This is a genomic window from Pseudalkalibacillus salsuginis, assembly GCF_021646685.1.
GTDB classification, from domain to species: Bacteria; Bacillota; Bacilli; order Bacillales; family Fictibacillaceae; genus Pseudalkalibacillus; species Pseudalkalibacillus salsuginis.
Genome location: NZ_JAKJHW010000001.1, coordinates 30,273 through 48,727, shown reverse-complemented (window position 1 = coordinate 48,727; position 18,455 = coordinate 30,273). Strand labels below are relative to the sequence as shown.

Sequence of the window (18,455 nt, the reverse complement as noted above, 5' to 3'; positions counted from 1 at the left end):
AGAATGTCGAATCACCATAAAATAGGGGATGGAGAATTACATATTTAGGGGGATTTCTACATTGCGTAACCTTATTGTTGTCTTATTTTTTTTGGTGATCGGCTTGACAGTGTATATCATGAACTTAGGTGCTTGACCATTTTCAACGGATATCGTTGAAAGAAGGCGTATGTCTTAGACAAGTCTCATAGATCTCTCATACATTATTACAAAGCTTTTACTAAATCATAAAGGAGAATCTATGAGATGCATTGTCATAAACCTCAAATGATGTGTCCGGTGGTCCATCCACCGAAGAAGTGTGTCAAGCATTTTTGCCATTACAAAGTCGTGCCTCATATCCATCCAGTGATCGAGGAACACGTACACCACAATATCGTACAGCACAAGCATATGCAGAAGCATTGTAAAAAATCTTGCTGTACGACTCAACACAAGCATTGTATGGTCCCACCGCGCCCTAAATGCGGTTGTCATCACGGTGGCTATGGTGGGGGCTTTGGAGATGGCCACTATGGTGGAGGCTTCGGAGGCAGTTGGGACTGGTAATTCGTTTAAGCGGATCGAGTTCATTCGGTTCGCTTTTTCTTTTTGTTTAAAACTGTTTTCTGAATGTTGTTGCTAATTGAATGCTGAAAAGGAAAGGAAAACCGGAAATATGCGAAATGCTTGGGGGAAGCGAGAATGTTTCCAAATTGTAAAACAACAATCTATATGAAAACTTCATTGTAAAAAAATAGAAAATGGACTTTTTTTGACAAAACTCCATATTAAAAAACATAACTTTTTCATAAAATATTGTATTTTTTCAACAAATTTTGATTATGGAATGTGATACACTTGTATCGAGTCCAATTTTTGGTACGTGTTGAAAGATTATGTTTCAATCGCCTAAATGACATCAGGTATCAGGAATTCATTAAAGGAGTCATTGGATGATCAAAGTTCTAGCAGTGACTGGATATAAAGGTCATGAATTAGGAATTTTTTCGAACAAGCATGAAGCCGTACCTTACATAAAAGGTATACTGAAAAAACGTCTGGCCCATTTAGTCGAAGAGGGATTGGAATGGGTTGTCATCGGTGGGCAACTTGGTGTTGAATTATGGGCTGGTGAGGCAGTCATTGAGCTGAAGGATCCTTATCCTGATGTGAAACTGGCGGTCTTGACTCCTTTTCAACATCAGGAACAAAGATGGAAAGAAAATACTCAGGAGTACTATAGGCGAATCCTTTCCCAAGCTGATTTTGTCGACAGCATTTCGAAAAGCCCCTATGAAAATCCTGGGCAGTTGAAGGCGGCAAATCAATTCATCATTGAAAAAACGGATGGTTTGTTAATGCTTTATGACGCTGATCAGCCAGGTTCACCGGAATTTTATTTGAAAACGGCGCACAAATATGTAGAACTTGGTAACGAATATCCTATATTGTCAATTTCCTTTTTCGATGTAAATGATTATATCGAGGAATCACAGCAATCAAATGAGGATGATTGGGTAACCTAATATTAGATGAATATTATCAAAAACTTGGTATAATGTTGTGTAGAAAACAACTATAAATGAAACGAATGATAGAAATCATTAACGGGGTGACGTATTTATTATGGATAATAAACGAGTGCAATTGACATCTAAAGAAATTTTAGAAAAAGATTTCAAAACAGGATTCCGCGGATATGATCAAGATGAAGTCGATCAATTTTTAGACATAGTGATCAAGGACTATGAGCAGTTCCATAAAGAAATTGACCGTTTGAATGAAGAAAACGTGAAATTGAGAAAAGAGCTTCAGCGCTCAGGTGAACAGACGAAAACACAGAGCAATGGGGCAGGGATTACCAACTATGATATCCTGAAGCGTCTTTCCAATTTAGAAAAACACGTCTTCGGAAGTAAGCTTTATGATTGATTTGGGTATAATTGACATTGAAAAGTATGCAAACATACGATATAATGAAATTCGACTCTAAAAAGGTCATATCGTTTGGGTAATCGCTGTACTTCATCTTCAAAGTGAAGTATAGAGGAAAGTCCATGCTCGCACAGTCTGAGATGGCTGTAGTGTTCGTGCCTGATCAATCAATAAGTCAGGGTAGTCTGGTTACGACTGGACTAACGGCAGGGAAAGCACCTACGTCTTCGGATATGGTGTGAATACCTTGAAAGTGCCACAGTGACGAAGTCCTGCAGGAAACTGCCGGAGTGGAACGAGGTAAACCCCACGAGCGAGAAACCCAAATTATGGTAGGGGAGTCTTCTCGGAGGAATTGAACGAAGAGAAGGGCAGATGTTGGAGAACATCTGGAGATAGATGATTACCGCCTGCGTACGAGGAGCAAAGCTCTGATTGAGTACGGGGAACAGAACATGGCTTATAAAACGAGATGACCAAAAGCCCACATTTGGAGGGCTTTTTTATTTTGCTTACAAAACCCTTTTTACATAGGTTTACTTTTGTGAGAGTCACTTCTTTTCTACGGACAAACGAAAAGCGGAAGCAACCCGCAAAGCTACGTAGGTCAACGGAAGACTGACGAAGAGGCTGTCGCCGCCACAGTAAGGATTTCTTTTAAGAATTTAAAGATAGTACGTACAAAAATTACGATTAGAAATACCCGGATCTATTCAGTATAATGGGGAGAGTACATAAAGATTGGAGTATTAAAATGAGACCGATTACGTTGATTGCAACTGCAGCAATGGGCTTGGAATCAATTGTCGCAAACGAAGTGCGTCAATTAGGTTATGAGAAGGTACAGGTTGAGAACGGAAAAATCATCGTAGAAGCAGATGAACGTGCTATTCCACGACTGAACCTATGGCTTAGGACAGCCGATCGTATCAAACTGAAGATCGGTTCTTTCAAAGCATTGTCTTTTGAGGAATTATTCGAGCAGACAAAGGCACTGCCTTGGGAAGACTTCCTTCCTGAAGATGCAGAGTTCCCGGTCATCGGCCGTTCTGTAAAATCAAAGCTGTTCAGTGTTTCCGATTGTCAGGCAATTGTGAAAAAAGCGATTGTCGAAAAAATGAAAAAATCTTATGACGTCCAGGGATGGCTACCTGAAAATGGTGCATTTTACCGAGTGGAAGTAGCTCTGCATAAAGACATCGCTACATTGACGGTAGATACGAGCGGCGATGGCCTCCATAAACGCGGTTACCGTTATTTGCACAATGAAGCACCATTGAAAGAAACATTAGCGGCTGCCCTGATCCAATTGACGAATTGGAAGCCGGATCGACCGTTTCTGGATCCATTCTGCGGCTCTGGAACGATACCGATTGAAGCGGGGATGATTGCAAAGAGCATCGCCCCTGGATTAAACCGCGAATTTGCCTCTGAAAACTGGTCCTGGTTAGACAAGAAATTATGGTATGAAGCGGTTGAAGAGGCGCATGATCTCGCAAAATTCGATTTGCCTGTGGACATCATGGGATCTGATATCGATCATAAAATGATTGAACTATCAGAGAATAATGCAATAGAAGCTGGTTTCGAAGGAGAAATCCGTTTTAAACAAATGCAAGTGAAGGACTTCCATACGAAGGCGGAGTATGGATATGCCATCGGAAATCCTCCTTATGGTCAACGATTGAATGAAAGGGACTATGTTGAAGCTTTATATAGGGACCTTGGAGAAGTGTTCCGCCGTTTGGACACTTGGTCGCTCTATATCCTCACATCCCACGAAGGGTTCGAAACATTATATGGTGAAAAGGCTTCAAAAAAACGTAAATTGTATAATGGTGATTTGAAATGCCATTATTATCAATTTTTCGGTAAAAAGCCCCCAAGGAGACATGTAGAGGTTTAACAATTGGAGAATCCACTCATACTAGTTATAAAAGTCAAGAGTGGGTGGTTTGAATGTATGAACGTCATCATGATATCGAACGTGTAACCAAAGCGATGAATGCCTTGGAGGGTTTGAATGAGCCATGTTATGAAGGCGTGTGCGAAAGAATCCGTGATCAACTTGAAAACGCGATTGCTTTTGAATCCGGTTATCATCGGGACATGAGTAAATATTCCTCTATGAATGGAACGATGAACGAAAACTGACTCAGTTTTTATGAGCAGGGTCAATTCTTTTTTTGCACTTAAAGAAAGGATAACAATTTTGTTTTCGAAGATGGGATGTCCAGCTCCAACATCAATTAAATTTCACGTACCGTACTTAATTTAAATAATAAGTAAACTGCCAATATATAAAAACATTAAAGGATTTTCTCAGTTTGACGTCAAATAAATAGGATGGCTGCACACATTTTATTATAGGGGGATGAAATAGATGACAAGCACAACCGCAAATCATATAGAGAGAAAATTTCAGGAACTGACACAACGAATAACCAGCTATAATGAAGCAATCGGTTTAATGGTGTGGGATCTCAGGACCGGTGCACCGAAAAGAGGGGTAGAGCAACGTTCGGAAGTGATCGGAATGTTGTCTTCTGAAGTGTTTAAATTATCGACTTCCAAAGAAATGAAAGAATGCTTGGATACATTAGGCGATTCTTCATTGTACCCGAACTTAGGTGAAATAACGAAAAAAGCAGTGCAAGAAGCAAAAGAGGAATATGAAAGGAATGAAAAGATTCCTGAAGCAGAATATAAGGAATATGTCATCACCCAATCAAAAGCCGAGAATGTTTGGGAAGATGCCAAAGCGGAATCTGACTTCTCCAAACTTCAACCATACTTAGAAAAACTTGTTCAATTCAAAAAGAATTTTGTCAGTTACTGGGGACATAAGGATCATCCTTATAACACGCTGCTTGATTTATATGAGCCTGGTGTCAATGTAGAAACCATCGACCGTGTCTTCAAACAACTAAGAGAAGCGATCGTGCCGCTCGTACAGGATGTCGTCAATTCGAAGCATCAACCCGAAACATCATTCCTTTTCGAACACTTTCCTGCAGATCAACAAAGGGAGTTCAGCAGACATGTTCTGAAACAGATGGGCTATGATTTTCATGCTGGCCGATTGGATGAAACGAATCATCCTTTCGCAATCGGATTGAATCCAGGAGACGTCCGTGTTACGACTAAGTATGATGAAGCAGATTTCAGGACCGCAGTGTTCGGTACGATCCATGAGGGTGGACATGCTTTATATGAACAGAACATCAGCAAGGATCTTATCGGAACACTTTTATGCACTGGGACATCAATGGGGATTCATGAGTCTCAATCCTTATTTTGGGAAAACTTTGTAGGCCGTAACCAATCGTTCTGGGAAAACAACTACGAAACATTCAAGTCTTATACCAATGGGCAGTTCGATCAAGTTGCCATGAACGACTTTTACCGTGCCATAAATGTTGCTGGTCCATCTTTGATCCGGATCGAAGCAGATGAAATGACCTATCCACTTCATATCATCATCCGTTATGAAATCGAGAAAGGACTATTCAGCAATCAAATTCAAGTCAAGGATCTTCCCGGAATTTGGAACGAAAAGATGGATGAATACCTTGGCATTCGTCCTAAGCATGATGGTGAAGGTGTCCTACAAGATATCCACTGGTCTGGTGGAGATTTTGGTTACTTCCCATCGTATGCACTCGGCTATATTTATGCAGCCCAGTTGAAACATGCCATGCTCAGTGATCTGCCTGACTTCGATCAGAAACTTAAAGATGGAAATCTCCTGCCGATCAAAGAATGGTTAACGAAAAATGTCCACCATCATGGCAAAATGAAAAAGCCGATCGAAATCATCAAGGATGTTACAGGCGAAGGGTTGAACGCTCAACATCTGATCTCTTATTTGACAGATAAATACCAAGAAGTCTATAAAATCAACTAAAGGACAGGAACCCCCCATTTCTACAAGGCTTAGGAATGGGGATTTCTTTGCATAAGCTTTTGTAAAATCTCATCCCGCTCATGATTATCGATCAGTGAAAAGAAGTTCAAGATCATCGTATAGCAGGAAATCTTTTTTTTAATATTCGTAGGCATTTGCCGTCCTCCTTTTTCTTTAGGGCAACATTTTTTCTTGTTAACAATATATGTTGTTGAACGAAAAGTGAGACATCTAAAAGAAGGTTTTGGAGGAAATTAAGCGAAGTTTATAAAGTGGAAGGTTTGAAATGGTGTATTTCGTGAAAGGTTACTTAATAACGATAAAGGATAAAGGAGAGGATTCAAAATGAGTTTCCAAAATCCAGATCAAGCTGCCATCAATGAAATTTTGAAAACGAAGAAGCGTATTGCTGTTGTAGGTCTTTCCAATAAACCTCACAGAACATCTTATCAGGTTTCTAAATACATGCAAGGCAACGGGTATGAGATCATCCCTGTCAACCCGACGATCGACGAGGCTATGGGGCTTAAAGCTTATCCATCGCTTAAAGATGTTGAAGGGCCCATCGACATCGTCAATGTGTTCAGGCGCAGTGAAGAACTTCCAGCGGTTGCAGAGGAAGTGAAAGGTATCGACACAGATGTGTTTTGGGCACAGCTCGGCCTGCTGAATGAAGAGGTTGTTGAGATTTTAAAGGGGAAGGACACGACGATCATCATGGATCGTTGTATTAAAGTGGAACACGCGACGATGTAAAGAAATGAACCACTCCGCCAGGGTGGTTCATTTCTTAATAAGAAAGTATAAAAATTTTTTTGATGAAGTCTGTCTAATTCCATCGCCTAACCACTTGGATCACTTCAGTCCTCCTGCGGCGGTCGACACATTGATTTACATCAAGTGTGGGGAGTCTACGCAGAACCGAACTCCGTGTGGTTCGAGCCTCCTCGTCGGACTTCCAGTGACCTTCGTGGTTGACCAGGGCGTTTGCGCTTTTCTTAAATTCCACCGACATTTTTGAATAAAATCATGATTTTCGGAAAAAACGAATGGTAATACGTTAAATGGGACAACTTGAACGGTATGATATAATGAATCATTGTGGGGCTAAGAACTTCACATATTCAATGAACATACCGATATTTTTGATGAACATCCTATAATAGAGATTGTATGTGAACAAATGTTCTGATAACATGACAATACAATAAAAAATGATTGTCTGAGTTTTGAAAGGGGCACGAGGGTTTTGGCTACGAGAGAACAACTTTCATATAATGATGATGCCATCCATGTATTGGAGGGCCTTGAGGCTGTCCGTAAGCGACCTGGTATGTATATTGGCAGCACTGACAGTCGAGGGTTACACCATCTCGTATATGAAATCGTAGATAATGCTGTCGATGAAGCATTGGCGGGGTATGGGAATACCATCACTGTAACAATACATAAAGACAACAGTATCAGTGTAAAAGACGAGGGGCGAGGTATGCCTACTGGTATGCATAAAACGGGGAAGCCCACGCCGGAGGTTATCATGACAGTCCTCCATGCCGGTGGAAAATTCGGTCAAGGCGGATACAAGACAAGTGGCGGATTGCATGGTGTAGGGGCATCGGTGGTCAACGCGCTCTCCGAGTGGCTTGAAGTCACAATCCACCGGGATGGAGTCATTTTTAATCAGCGTTTTGTCAATGGCGGAAAACCGGCTACCACACTTGAAAAAATGGGATCAACAAGGAAATCTGGTACAATCATCCATTTTAAGCCGGATCCGACGGTGTTTTCAACAACGACTTTCAATTATGAAACGTTGAGTGAACGCCTTCGTGAAGCTGCTTTCCTTTTAAAAGGAATGAAAATCGAGTTGATCGATCAACGTGATAATGAGAATGAAAAGGCTGTCTTTCAATTCGATACAGGAATCAAGGCTTTCGTCGATTACCTGAATGAAGAGAAGGATACCCTTCATCCAGTCGTTTCATTTCAAGGGTATCAGAATGCGATTGATGTCGAATTCGCATTCCAATTTAATGACGGTTATTCAGAGAACATGCTTTCATTCGTCAACAATGTCCGGACGAAAGATGGTGGAACCCATGAGTCCGGGTCAAAGACAGCGATGACAAGAATATTCAATGAATATGCCCGCAAGACTGGCCTTTTAAAAGAAAAGGACAAGAATCTGGATGGTTCAGATATTCGGGAAGGCCTGACAGCGATCATTTCAGTTCGTATTCCGGAAGAAAAACTACAGTTTGAAGGGCAGACGAAAAGCAAGCTCGGTACAAGTGATGCACGATCTTCTGTAGATGCGGTCGTTTCAGAACAGCTCAACTATTTTTTAGAAGAAAACCCGAAAATCAGTGAAATGCTGATCCGTAAGTCTGTAAAAGCAGCGCAAGCCCGTGAAGCTGCACGTAAAGCCCGTGAAGATGCACGTAACGGGAAGAAAAATAAACGAAAAGACTCGATGTTAAGTGGAAAGCTGACACCGGCTTCATCACGGAATGCCAGTAAAAATGAACTGTATCTTGTAGAGGGTGATTCTGCAGGTGGTTCTGCCAAACAAGGACGCGATCGACGTTTTCAAGCGATCCTTCCGCTTAGAGGAAAAGTCATCAATACAGAAAAAGCGAAGTTACAGGATATTTTTAAAAATGAAGAAATCAACACGATCATCAATGCAATCGGGGCTGGAGTCGGAGCAGACTTCACGGTGAAGGACTCGAATTATGACAAAGTCATCATCATGACGGATGCGGATACAGATGGTTCTCATATCCAAGTCCTTTTGTTGACATTCTTCTATCGTTACATGAAACCGATGATTGAAGCAGGAAAGGTCTATATCGCACTTCCACCTCTTTACAAAGTTAGTAAAGGTAAAGGGAAAAAAGAAACGATCGAATATGCCTGGGACGAAGATGGTCTGAAGCAGGCCATCAAGAAGATCGGAAAGGGATATACCATTCAACGCTACAAAGGTCTTGGTGAAATGAATGCGGATCAATTGTGGGAAACGACGATGAACCCCGATACGCGTACGTTGATCAGAGTGAAGATTGAAGACATCGCTCGTGCAGAACGTCGTGTTTCTGTCCTGATGGGTGACAAAGTCGAACCGAGACGTAAATGGATCGAATCGAATGTGGCATTTGGTATGGAGGAAGAGACAAACATCTTAGAAAACGAGAACCTTGAAGTTGTTGAGGGGGAGTAAGATTTGACGAATGCAGAAAAATATTTAGATTTACCATTAGAAGATATCATCGGTGACCGTTTTGGCCGTTATAGCAAGTACATCATCCAAGAACGAGCATTACCTGATGCACGTGATGGACTGAAGCCTGTACAGAGACGGATCCTGTTTGCGATGTACCAGGATGGAAATATATCAGATAAGCCATTCCGTAAATCAGCTAAAACGGTTGGAAATGTCATCGGTAACTACCATCCACACGGCGATACGTCCGTATACGATGCAATGGTCCGTTTAAGCCAAGATTGGAAAGTGCGTAATGTACTAGTGGAGATGCATGGAAACAACGGTAGTATCGACGGGGACCCACCTGCTGCAATGCGTTATACTGAAGCACGTCTTTCTCCGATCGCATCTGAATTGCTTCGTGACATTGATAAAAAGACAGTCGACTTCACACCGAACTTCGATGATACCCAGGAAGAGCCTGTCGTTCTTCCAGCATTGTTCCCAAGCCTGCTAGTGAATGGGTCTACAGGAATTTCCTCCGGTTATGCAACCGAAATCCCTCCACACCATTTGGAAGAGGTGATCGACGCCGTCACAATGCAAATCGATAAACCAGAAAGCACGATCGATGAATTGATGACTGTCATCAAAGGCCCCGATTTCCCGACTGGGGGTATAATCCAAGGTGTGGATGGCATAAAGCAAGCGTATGAAACAGGGAAAGGTAAGATCGTCATCCGTGCAAAAACAGAGATCGAGGATCAACGAGGTGGACGCCAACAGATCGTGATTACAGAAATTCCCTATGAAGTTAATAAAGCCAACCTCGTGAAACGGATGGATGAGCTGCGTATAGATAAAAAAGTCGATGGCATTTCCGAAGTCCGTGATGAAACAGACCGAACCGGCTTACGTATCGTTGTGGAATTGAAGAAAGAAGCAGATTCGCAAGGGGTATTGAACTACCTATTCAAAAATACGGATTTGCAGATTTCGTATAACTTCAATATGGTCGCGATCCACAACCGGACTCCCCAATTGATGGGTCTTAAAAAACTGATCGATGCGTATATCCATCACCAGCGTGAAGTGGTGACAAACCGTTCGAAGTATGAATTGAAAAAGGCTCAAGATCGCCAACACGTCGTTGAAGGATTGATTAAAGCGATTTCGATTTTAGATGAAGTCATCGCGACGATCCGTGCCTCAAAAGACAAGAAAGATGCGAAGAACAATTTGATCGGACAATATACGTTTACCGAAGCACAAGCGGAGGCAATCGTCACATTACAGCTTTATCGATTGACGAATACTGATATCAAGACGTTGGAAAGAGAAGCAGAAGATCTTGAAAAGCAGATCAAAGAACTTCTTACAATCTTGAACAGCGATCGTAAATTGCTTTCTGTCATCAAAAAAGAACTGGCACGGGTGAAGAAGACGTATGCTGATAAACGCCGTTCTGTAATTGAAGCGGAAATTCAAGAGATCAAAATCAACCTAGAAGTGATGATACCTTCTGAAGATGTCGTGATTTCCGTTACGAAGGAGGGTTACGTCAAGCGTACGAGCCCGCGGTCCTATTCGGCTTCTAACGGTGAACCGCCAGGGATGAAGGATACCGACCGTGTCTTGAAAATCTTTAACGGAAATACGACGAACACTATGCTCATTTTCACAAATAAAGGAAACTACCTCCATATCCCCGTCCATGAATTACCGGATATTCGCTGGAAAGATGCTGGACAGCATGTTACAAACATCGTCTCGATCGATAAAGATGAAAGTGTTGTAGACGCAATGGTTATCGAAGAATTCAAGTCGAATGAGTATCTATTATTCTTTACGAAATATGGGATGGTCAAGAGGACGGAACTTTCGAACTATAAAGCCCAGCGTTATTCCAAGCCGTTGATGGCATTGAAGCTGAAGAAGGAAGATGAGCTTGTTGATGTCTATATAACAGATGGTAATAAAGATATTTTTCTTGCCACCAACATAGGATATGGACTTTGGTATGAGGAAGAGGAAGTCAGTGTTGTTGGCCAGCGAGCTGCTGGAGTGAAAGCAATCAATCTGAAGGACGAAGATTTTGTCGTAAGCGGATTTGTAAAAGAGAAAGAAGAACGTACAGAGGTCGTCGTCATCACGAATCGAGGCGCGGTTAAAAAGATGCGGTTAGAAAGTGAATTCGAGCGAACTTCAAGAGCAAAACGCGGAGTAGTCATGCTGCGTGAACTTAAGTCAAACCCGCACCGGATCATCAAGGCGCTGCCTGTAAACCAAACAGACCTCGTCTGGATGGAGGCTGGAAAAGGGAAAGAAGAAGTTATCGATCCAGAAAAACTTCGTACAGCTGACAGGTATAACAATGGTTCCTTCATCATTGATGTGACAACAGAAGGTCCGATCATTGATGCCTGGAAACGGAAAAAAGAAGAAGACTGATATAAGAAGGTTGGAGATGTCCAACCTTCTATTTTTATTTCCCTATTCTATATTCGCAGATGTACAATTGATTACCGATTGCAATAAAACAAGATTCCGTTCACTCTCTTATCTTTTTGAACTCTATTTCGACGGTGATTTTCCAGATAAGGTGATCAGTACCAATGGCTTTCATCCGAAAAAAACCTGACCTAAAGTAAGTGTCAGGGAAACGGTTTTATCCATGGATTTCTCTTGAAAAACCCATCTTTATCAATGTAAGCGTTTCATAATAAAAAAATCATGCTAATAAAGAAAATTTTCAGAAAAACCTGTTGTCATTCGACAAAAATCCGTATAAAATACTCCCTATCACTCATTTTGAAGGGAGGCTTCGCGATGGTTACATTTCTTGCATCCATCTTGTTACTACTTCTAGGTTATTTATTCTATGCAAAGGTGGTTGAACGGATTTTTGGTATCAACGACCAAAACCAAACACCGGCATACACCAATAATGACGGTTTCGACTATACACCGATGAGCTGGTGGAAAGCGAGCCTCATTCAACTGCTTAACATCGCTGGCCTTGGCCCTATATTTGGCGCCATCTTAGGTGCACTGTATGGACCTGTGGCGTTCATCTGGATTGTGATCGGCAGTATTTTTGCTGGGGCTGTTCATGATTATTTTTCAGGTATGCTGTCACTTAGGCATAATGGGGCTCAATTTCCGACGATTGTCGGTAAATACCTAGGCAAACCAGTGCAGTCCATGATCAACTTACTCTCGATTGGACTTATGGTCCTTGTAGCAGCCGCTTTTACAGCAGGACCTGCCCAGCTGATGGCTGAAATCACTCCACTCAGTTTCATGGTGTCGTTGCTTATCATTTTTACTTATTTTTTGGTCGCTACATTGTTGCCTATCAATAAAATAATTGGACGTGTATACCCGATTTTAGGAGGGATTCTCATTTTTATGGCCCTCTCGATCGGTGTAGGGTTGTTCTTTTTTGAACATCCTGTCCCAAACTTGACGTTAAGCAATTTACACCCTGAAGAACTGCCGATATGGCCCCTCCTGATGGTGACCATTTCTTGTGGTGCTATTTCAGGTTTCCATAGTACCCAAAGCCCGATTCTTTCACGAACACTCAAAAAAGAAAGTGAAGGTCGGAAAGTCTTTTACGGTGCAATGATAAGCGAAGGCATTATCACTCTCATATGGGCAGCTGCCGGAATGGCTTTTTTCGGAAGCACCAGTGGTCTCCAAGAAGCACTTGCTGCAGGTGGACCTGCCGGGGTTGTCAATGAAATCAGTACGACAACACTAGGTTCGTTAGGTGGGATCCTTGCCATCCTCGGTGTGATCATCCTGCCGATCACGACAGGTGATACAGCTTTAAGGTCGTCCCGTATGATGCTTGGTGATCTCATCAAGCCGATCCTCAAAAAGGATGGTAGATGGACGAATGCTTTACTTGCCATACCTGTTGCAGTCCCTGCCTTTTTACTGACACAAATGGATTACAGCTTTCTCTGGCGATACGTAGGCTGGTCTAATCAGGTAGTTGCAACTGTCATGCTTTGGACTGGATCCATGTACTTGATCAAGCATCAAAAATTTCACTGGATTTGTAGTGTCCCTGCATTATTCATGACAGCTGTTGTCAGTACCTATATTTTTTATGCACCAGAAGGATTTGCTTTACCTTACATGACCTCGATGGTGTTTGGTGCATGCATCTGGACTGCAGTACTCGCATGGTTCATTTCTAAGGTAGTGAAATCCAAAAAGATCGATCAGGAAGTCGTTACTGTTACAAAAGCAAGTTAAGAGAGCGAGAACACGGGCTGTCCATGAGTACCATACCCTCATAGACAGCCCTTTCAATTATAATCAGGCTATTTTGCTGTCTTTTTTGTGTCAGGTGGAATCAGTGAGTCACATTCATCTCACCCTGTTGAGAAGTTTGACTCTGTTGGCGTTTTTTTCTATGATTGACGACATTGATTTCTGCACCAATCATCAAAATCAACCCTGTCAAGAAGAACCAGATCATCATTACGATAATTCCGCCTAAACTTCCATAGGTTGCAGAATAGTTGCCAAAATTACTTACATAAAATGAGAATGAGAGTGATATGAGTAACCACAAGATAGATGCTAGACAAGCTCCAGGTAAAATTTCTTTTACAGGCAACGTTTTGTTTGGGGCAAAACGATAAAGAACGATGAGAATACTAGTGATGACGATGATACTGATGACCCACCTTAAAATACTAAGTATTAGCTTGATGTGTTCTGGCATAGGAATGAAGACGTTCACCATTTTTAGAATCACCTGTCCGAACACAGGAAGAACTATGGAAACTACAAGGGCGATGATCATTCCGAATGTAAGGGCGATCGAAATTAACCTGACTTTGAGGAAGGATCTGTTCTCTTCGACTTCATAAGCTTGGTTGGACGCTTTTATAAAAGCATGGATTCCGTTAGAGGCAGACCAGATCGTCCCCAAGATCCCTATAGTCAGCAACCCCCCGCTTGGTGTTTTAACCACACTGACAATACTATCCTTAAAAATCGACGAAGTTTCATCCGGTAATACTTCACTGATGAAACGCATTATTTGCGATGAACTGATATTTAAATAGGGGACGATCGACAAAAGCAATATCAACATCGGAATAATCGATAATAAGTAATGATAAGCTTGAGCAGCAGCTAAGAGTGGTACATCATCTTTTTGAAACTCCTCTTTAATTTCTTTTGCATCATTTTTAATACTCATAATACACCTCTCCAAACCTATACTTTTCGCCGTTGCAATCTACTTCCCCTAAGAATCATAATGTTAATCTTGATTTATTCAAAATAGTTAATGCGAACTAAGGACGTTTTTCTAATATAGGATTGGGGTAAAGGAATTCAAGGAGGTGTGAGATTCGTTGTTTGTCTATATTGGTGTATTACTGATTGCGCTGTCATTTACAACAATAGTCATTTATTTAGTAAGACTATTGAACGGTGTAACGAATGCAGTCAAAAGTTTAGATCATTCAGCAGAACAGCTGGAAGGACAATTAGAAAGGATAGCAGAAGGATTGAAGCCTCTTGTTCAGGAAACAAGTCTCACCATTGATGATGTTCAATACAAACTTAACTCTACATCCGGGTTGATTCAGTCGTTAAAGAATGTAGGCGAAATACTAAACCTCATAAATCAGACGATTAATCGATCAACGGATCATTTTTCTTCTCATGTAACGGAACAATCCAGTCAGATTGCAAAAATAATGAAATGGGGAAATGCAGCCTATCACGTTTATGGAGAAAAAAGAAAGAGAAATTGGTAATGAGAAAAGAGGGATGACATGGATTTAGTAGGAATAGGTGTACTGATCATCGGATTAGCTTTTGTGGTTTTGACTATTTTTCTCGCCCGGGTCCTTCATAATTTAACAGATGTGATAAAGGGTGTTAATCATACGGTACAACAATTGCCTGGTCAATTAGATAAAGTGACGAAGCAGACAGGAGAGTTAATTGATACAAGCAAAGATACTCTTGTAGATGTAAATGAGAAATTGAGAGCCTTGAGCCCTTTGTTTTATATTGTCGGAGATATCGGTGAAACTACAAGAAAATTATCTTCATCACTAGTGGATGTAACGAACACTGTTAAGAAAAATACCTCTGAAGGAACGGAAATAACCCGTAAACGCGACTTAAGCGGTTTATACGGTGCAATTTCACTAGGATATTATTGGAAACAGAAGCACAATACTAAAAAAACTTTACAACAGGAGTATTGATTAATGATGAGAAATGATAAAAATTTTAAGGGAAACCTCAAGCTGTTAGGAATTGCCAGTTCCTGTTTTCTAACGGGATTTTTAGGTGGAGTGTTAGTATTCTTGAAAAAAGAGAGCACTCGCACTGGGAAATCGATTATGACGCTGTCGAAAGAAAAGTATGATCGTAAGAGAGAAGACTTGTATACGAATGGTAGAACTCAATATATCAACATTAAAAATAGTAAAGACGAGGTCAATAAGGTTGCAGTATCAAATGCAAAAAAGGAAGTTGCCTCAACAAAAGAAAAGGTAGAAAAACCAGAATAATGAACAACACATATGGCGCGTTACTAAACGCGTCTATTATTATTCGTTTTTTAAAAGATAAGTACGGATATCTTACTAACTCCCAGGATTATTTTCAGAAGATAATAATTTTTATGTTAGTTTTAAGAGGAAATTTATGTCGATATATAGAAAAAGTAAGTAGTTAAGATTATTTTCTTTTGGAGTATCTAGGAGGTTCACAGTGAGAAAAATATTGCCGGCGTCCATTCTATCTTATACCCAATATGGTTATCTAAAGGTTGCCAAGACCCTTAAAAGTCATTGTCCGAAATGTAGTAAAACAGGCAATTTTACATTGAAGGCCAATTATTATCAGGTTAAGAAAACAGGATTGTTTGCTGAGGGGCTTTGTTCAGAATGTAAGAAACCATCTGTATTTGTAATCATGTTAAATGACAGGCCAGATCAAAGCGTTCAAGAAGCCGAAATCTATATTTATGACCCGATGGCATCAAAAGGCCGTCTGGATGAAATCCAGGGTAATAAACAGATTCCGAAGGATCTTATCAGGTCTTATGTGTCAGCCATAAATGTCAGTCAGGCAAAAGATAACTCTGCAACAGCAGTCATGTCAAAACGAGTCATTGAGAGTGTCCTAAAAAATTATCTTGGTGAAAAAACACAAGAACAATCTCTTTCCCAACAATTTGAGCAGTTACCTCAGCATGTTGATTTAAGTAAACCTATTCAATCTCTCAGCCATTTGGTCCATCCTGAAAGTCCTTTTTATGAAATGCTTGAATTGGAACGGGAGATTGATGATGAAACAGCTATGTTGTTGATGGAATTGCTAGAAGGCTTGATTGAATATCTCTTTGTCCTTCCGGAAAAAATCGAATCGGTACATAGTGAAATCGAAAGGAAACTCAAATAGAATAAGTATTATTCGCTCCCTAATAATCACAAGGGGGCTTTTTCTTCGTTCACTCCTTGAATAATTTTGACATATGAAGTTGATTTGCAGCTAAATTTAAGCTAGAGTAAAGAAATTAATCTACAACTTATTAAAAGGAGCCATAACATGAAAGTCGCCTACCTAGGACCTAAAGGAACATTTTCAGAGGAAGCCGCCTATCGATATTTTTCTTCTAATAGGGTGGAATGGCTGAAGTGTGATTCTATTATCGATGTATTGGAGGCCATTAAAGAGAAGGAAGTCGATAAAGGAATCGTCCCGATTGAGAATTCCATTGAAGGAACGATTAATATTACAATTGATGGATTATTGAGAAACCATCTTTTTATTGATGGTGAAGTCATCTTACCTGTAGCTTTACACTTGCTTGGTGTAAAAGGGGCAGATATCAATCAAATTCAGGAAGTCTGGTCAATCCCTCCTGCTTTAGCTCAATGCAGGGATTATATACAATCTCTTGGAGCTTCCAGCAGAGATTTAAACAGTACGGCTGCTGCTGCAAAGGCTGTCAAAGATGAAGGTAAAAAGGAATTCGGAGCGATAGCCTCTGAATGGTCTGCTAAAGCATTTGGATTACAAATAATCAAAGAAAATATTCAAGATTATACGGAAAACCATACACGATTTGTTGTTGTTACCACAATTCCAAAAACGATTGAACATTCAAATAAAGCAATGTTGGTCATTACCCCATTCGAAGAGCGTCCAGGAGTCCTGGTTACAATTCTGAACGTGTTTTCATCCTTATCGATCAATTTGTCCTGGATTGAATCTCGTCCTACTAAAAAGAGATTGGGGGAATATCGCTTTTTCGTCGAAACCCAAAAAGGGGTACAAGATCCAGATATGGCAAAAGCGAAAACAATCCTGGAAACCTATGGCCATGACGTTCAAATTCTGGGCAGCTACAATACAACGAATTTATGATGGATTTTATGGGACAATTAATCCTTTCTGGTGGCTGCAATGCTGAACAAACAAGAGATATTAACCTTTATTTTGACTAGGAGAAGTTTATTTGTTTGGTAGTAAACAGAATAAATTCCCCCTTTTGAAAAATATATGAAATAATGTAAAAATATTTTAATCATGAGCTCCTCAACTTGTCCTATACCGGACCAATCGGTTTAAACAGGATTTTATCAGGGTAGGTTAAGCCTTAGGAGGAGCCTATGAAAAAAATATTAGTATCTATCATTGGATCAGTATTAATCATCTCTACCATAGCTGGTATCATTGCACTAAATCAAAAGGAAGAAGCAGAGTCGAGAAAGCATGAAGAGGTGGTCGCTTTAGGCGACTCGTTGACCTATGGGGTAGGAGACCATACAGGAAACGGCTATGTTAGTAATCTTCAACTGATCCTTTCGCAAAACCAAGAAGGAGCGGTTACTGTTCATAATTATGGAATCCCAGGCCAACAATCAGATGGTCTGCTTTACCAAATAAAAAATACGCACGTAAATAATAACTTAGATAATGCAGATTATTTCATCATTTTCATCGGGACAAATGATGTACTTAAAAGCAATGGACACAGCTTACTGCCAATCTATGAAAAACGGTTGGAAGTTGGAAAAGCCGATTATAGAAATAATATAAGAAAAATTCTAAGTATCATCCGGGATAAAAATCCAGACGCGCCCATTCTATTTCTCGGCTTATATAATCCATTCCCTGACTCGGTACAGATTGAGAAGGTGATTGAAGAATGGAATAAGACCAGTTACGAAATCGTCAAAGAATACCCAAGGGTAAAATTCATATCGACAAATGAGCTTTTTCAAGAAAAGTCGACAGAGTATTTCAGTGATTCCCTCCACCCAAATAAAAAAGGCTATGATCTGATTACGAGGAAAATAGTAAATGAATACAATTTTTAAATCAGAAAGTACTGGTTTGCAATATTTGCTGTTTTTGCAATGA

Annotated in this window: 18 protein-coding genes and 1 other RNA gene; 17 read left to right on the top strand and 2 right to left on the bottom strand. The window is 40.5% G+C overall.

All coding sequences use genetic code 11. From position 1 onward, the window contains the following. The first annotated feature begins 246 nt into the window (after window positions 1-246). The 7 genes from L1611_RS00250 to L1611_RS00220 all read left to right on the top strand — a co-directional run bounded on the left by L1611_RS00250 (window position 247) and on the right by L1611_RS00220 (window position 5,824). Complete coding sequence (locus L1611_RS00250; protein ID WP_236310834.1) at window positions 247-549, top strand: CotD family spore coat protein; 303 nt, start codon at window positions 247-249, stop codon at window positions 547-549. A 389-nt stretch (window positions 550-938) separates the two neighbouring features. Further along, a complete protein-coding gene (locus L1611_RS00245; RefSeq protein WP_236312001.1) occupies window positions 939-1,508 on the top strand; it encodes an SLOG family protein in 570 nt (189 codons plus the stop codon). A 100-nt stretch (window positions 1,509-1,608) separates the two neighbouring features. Next, complete coding sequence (gene gpsB, locus L1611_RS00240; RefSeq protein ID WP_221565124.1) at window positions 1,609-1,914, top strand: cell division regulator GpsB; 306 nt, start codon at window positions 1,609-1,611, stop codon at window positions 1,912-1,914. Window positions 1,915-1,985: 71 nt separating this feature from the next. Beyond that, an RNA gene (rnpB, locus tag L1611_RS00235) (RNase P RNA component class B) lies at window positions 1,986-2,385 on the top strand. A gap of 286 nt (window positions 2,386-2,671) precedes the next feature. Continuing rightward, window positions 2,672-3,823, top strand: a complete 1,152-nt coding sequence (locus tag L1611_RS00230; protein WP_236310832.1) for a THUMP domain-containing class I SAM-dependent RNA methyltransferase — start codon at window positions 2,672-2,674, stop codon at window positions 3,821-3,823. A 53-nt stretch (window positions 3,824-3,876) separates the two neighbouring features. Beyond that, a complete protein-coding gene (locus tag L1611_RS00225) occupies window positions 3,877-4,071 on the top strand; it encodes a hypothetical protein (RefSeq protein WP_236310829.1) in 195 nt (64 codons plus the stop codon). Window positions 4,072-4,300: 229 nt separating this feature from the next. Then, window positions 4,301-5,824, top strand: coding sequence for a carboxypeptidase M32 (locus tag L1611_RS00220; RefSeq protein WP_236310827.1), 1,524 nt, complete (start codon window positions 4,301-4,303; stop codon window positions 5,822-5,824). 29 nt (window positions 5,825-5,853) lie between these two features. On the opposite strand, the gene L1611_RS20610 is transcribed toward L1611_RS00220, so the two are convergent. Continuing rightward, window positions 5,854-5,979, bottom strand: a complete 126-nt coding sequence (locus L1611_RS20610; RefSeq protein ID WP_263632906.1) for a hypothetical protein — start codon at window positions 5,977-5,979, stop codon at window positions 5,854-5,856. 190 nt (window positions 5,980-6,169) lie between these two features. Between L1611_RS20610 and L1611_RS00215 the strand changes: the two genes are divergently transcribed. From L1611_RS00215 to L1611_RS00200, 4 genes are all read left to right on the top strand, one after another. Continuing rightward, window positions 6,170-6,580 carry a CoA-binding protein gene (locus L1611_RS00215; RefSeq protein ID WP_236310825.1) on the top strand — a complete coding sequence of 137 codons (411 nt, stop codon included), beginning with the start codon at window positions 6,170-6,172 and terminating at the stop codon, window positions 6,578-6,580. Window positions 6,581-7,073: 493 nt separating this feature from the next. Then, window positions 7,074-9,047, top strand: a complete 1,974-nt coding sequence (gene parE, locus L1611_RS00210; RefSeq protein ID WP_236310822.1) for a DNA topoisomerase IV subunit B — start codon at window positions 7,074-7,076, stop codon at window positions 9,045-9,047. Window positions 9,048-9,050: 3 nt separating this feature from the next. Beyond that, window positions 9,051-11,483 (top strand): DNA topoisomerase IV subunit A, encoded by a 2,433-nt coding sequence (parC, locus tag L1611_RS00205; RefSeq protein WP_236310820.1) that lies wholly within the window; start codon window positions 9,051-9,053, stop codon window positions 11,481-11,483. Window positions 11,484-11,861: 378 nt separating this feature from the next. Continuing rightward, window positions 11,862-13,301: a carbon starvation CstA family protein gene (locus tag L1611_RS00200; protein WP_236310818.1), complete on the top strand. Its 1,440-nt coding sequence runs from the start codon at window positions 11,862-11,864 to the stop codon at window positions 13,299-13,301. A 100-nt stretch (window positions 13,302-13,401) separates the two neighbouring features. Here the strand turns inward: L1611_RS00200 and L1611_RS00195 are convergent, their stop codons facing one another. Continuing rightward, the gene (locus tag L1611_RS00195; protein WP_236310816.1) at window positions 13,402-14,259 is read right to left on the bottom strand and encodes a YihY/virulence factor BrkB family protein; all 858 of its coding nucleotides are present in this window, start codon (window positions 14,257-14,259) and stop codon (window positions 13,402-13,404) included. Window positions 14,260-14,416: 157 nt separating this feature from the next. On the opposite strand from L1611_RS00195, the gene L1611_RS00190 reads away from it, so the two are divergent. The 6 genes from L1611_RS00190 to L1611_RS00165 all read left to right on the top strand — a co-directional run bounded on the left by L1611_RS00190 (window position 14,417) and on the right by L1611_RS00165 (window position 18,412). Further along, window positions 14,417-14,824, top strand: coding sequence for a DUF948 domain-containing protein (locus tag L1611_RS00190; RefSeq protein WP_236310814.1), 408 nt, complete (start codon window positions 14,417-14,419; stop codon window positions 14,822-14,824). Between the two features lie 18 nt (window positions 14,825-14,842). Then, window positions 14,843-15,283, top strand: coding sequence for a DUF948 domain-containing protein (locus L1611_RS00185; RefSeq protein ID WP_236310811.1), 441 nt, complete (start codon window positions 14,843-14,845; stop codon window positions 15,281-15,283). 3 nt (window positions 15,284-15,286) lie between these two features. Then, complete coding sequence (locus tag L1611_RS00180; protein WP_236310809.1) at window positions 15,287-15,592, top strand: hypothetical protein; 306 nt, start codon at window positions 15,287-15,289, stop codon at window positions 15,590-15,592. Between the two features lie 202 nt (window positions 15,593-15,794). After that, window positions 15,795-16,487, top strand: coding sequence for a hypothetical protein (locus tag L1611_RS00175; protein WP_236310807.1), 693 nt, complete (start codon window positions 15,795-15,797; stop codon window positions 16,485-16,487). Window positions 16,488-16,634: 147 nt separating this feature from the next. After that, the gene (gene pheA / locus L1611_RS00170; protein WP_236310803.1) at window positions 16,635-17,456 is read left to right on the top strand and encodes a prephenate dehydratase; all 822 of its coding nucleotides are present in this window, start codon (window positions 16,635-16,637) and stop codon (window positions 17,454-17,456) included. A gap of 245 nt (window positions 17,457-17,701) precedes the next feature. Further along, window positions 17,702-18,412, top strand: a complete 711-nt coding sequence (locus tag L1611_RS00165; protein ID WP_236310802.1) for a DUF459 domain-containing protein — start codon at window positions 17,702-17,704, stop codon at window positions 18,410-18,412. Window positions 18,413-18,455: the final 43 nt, after the last annotated feature.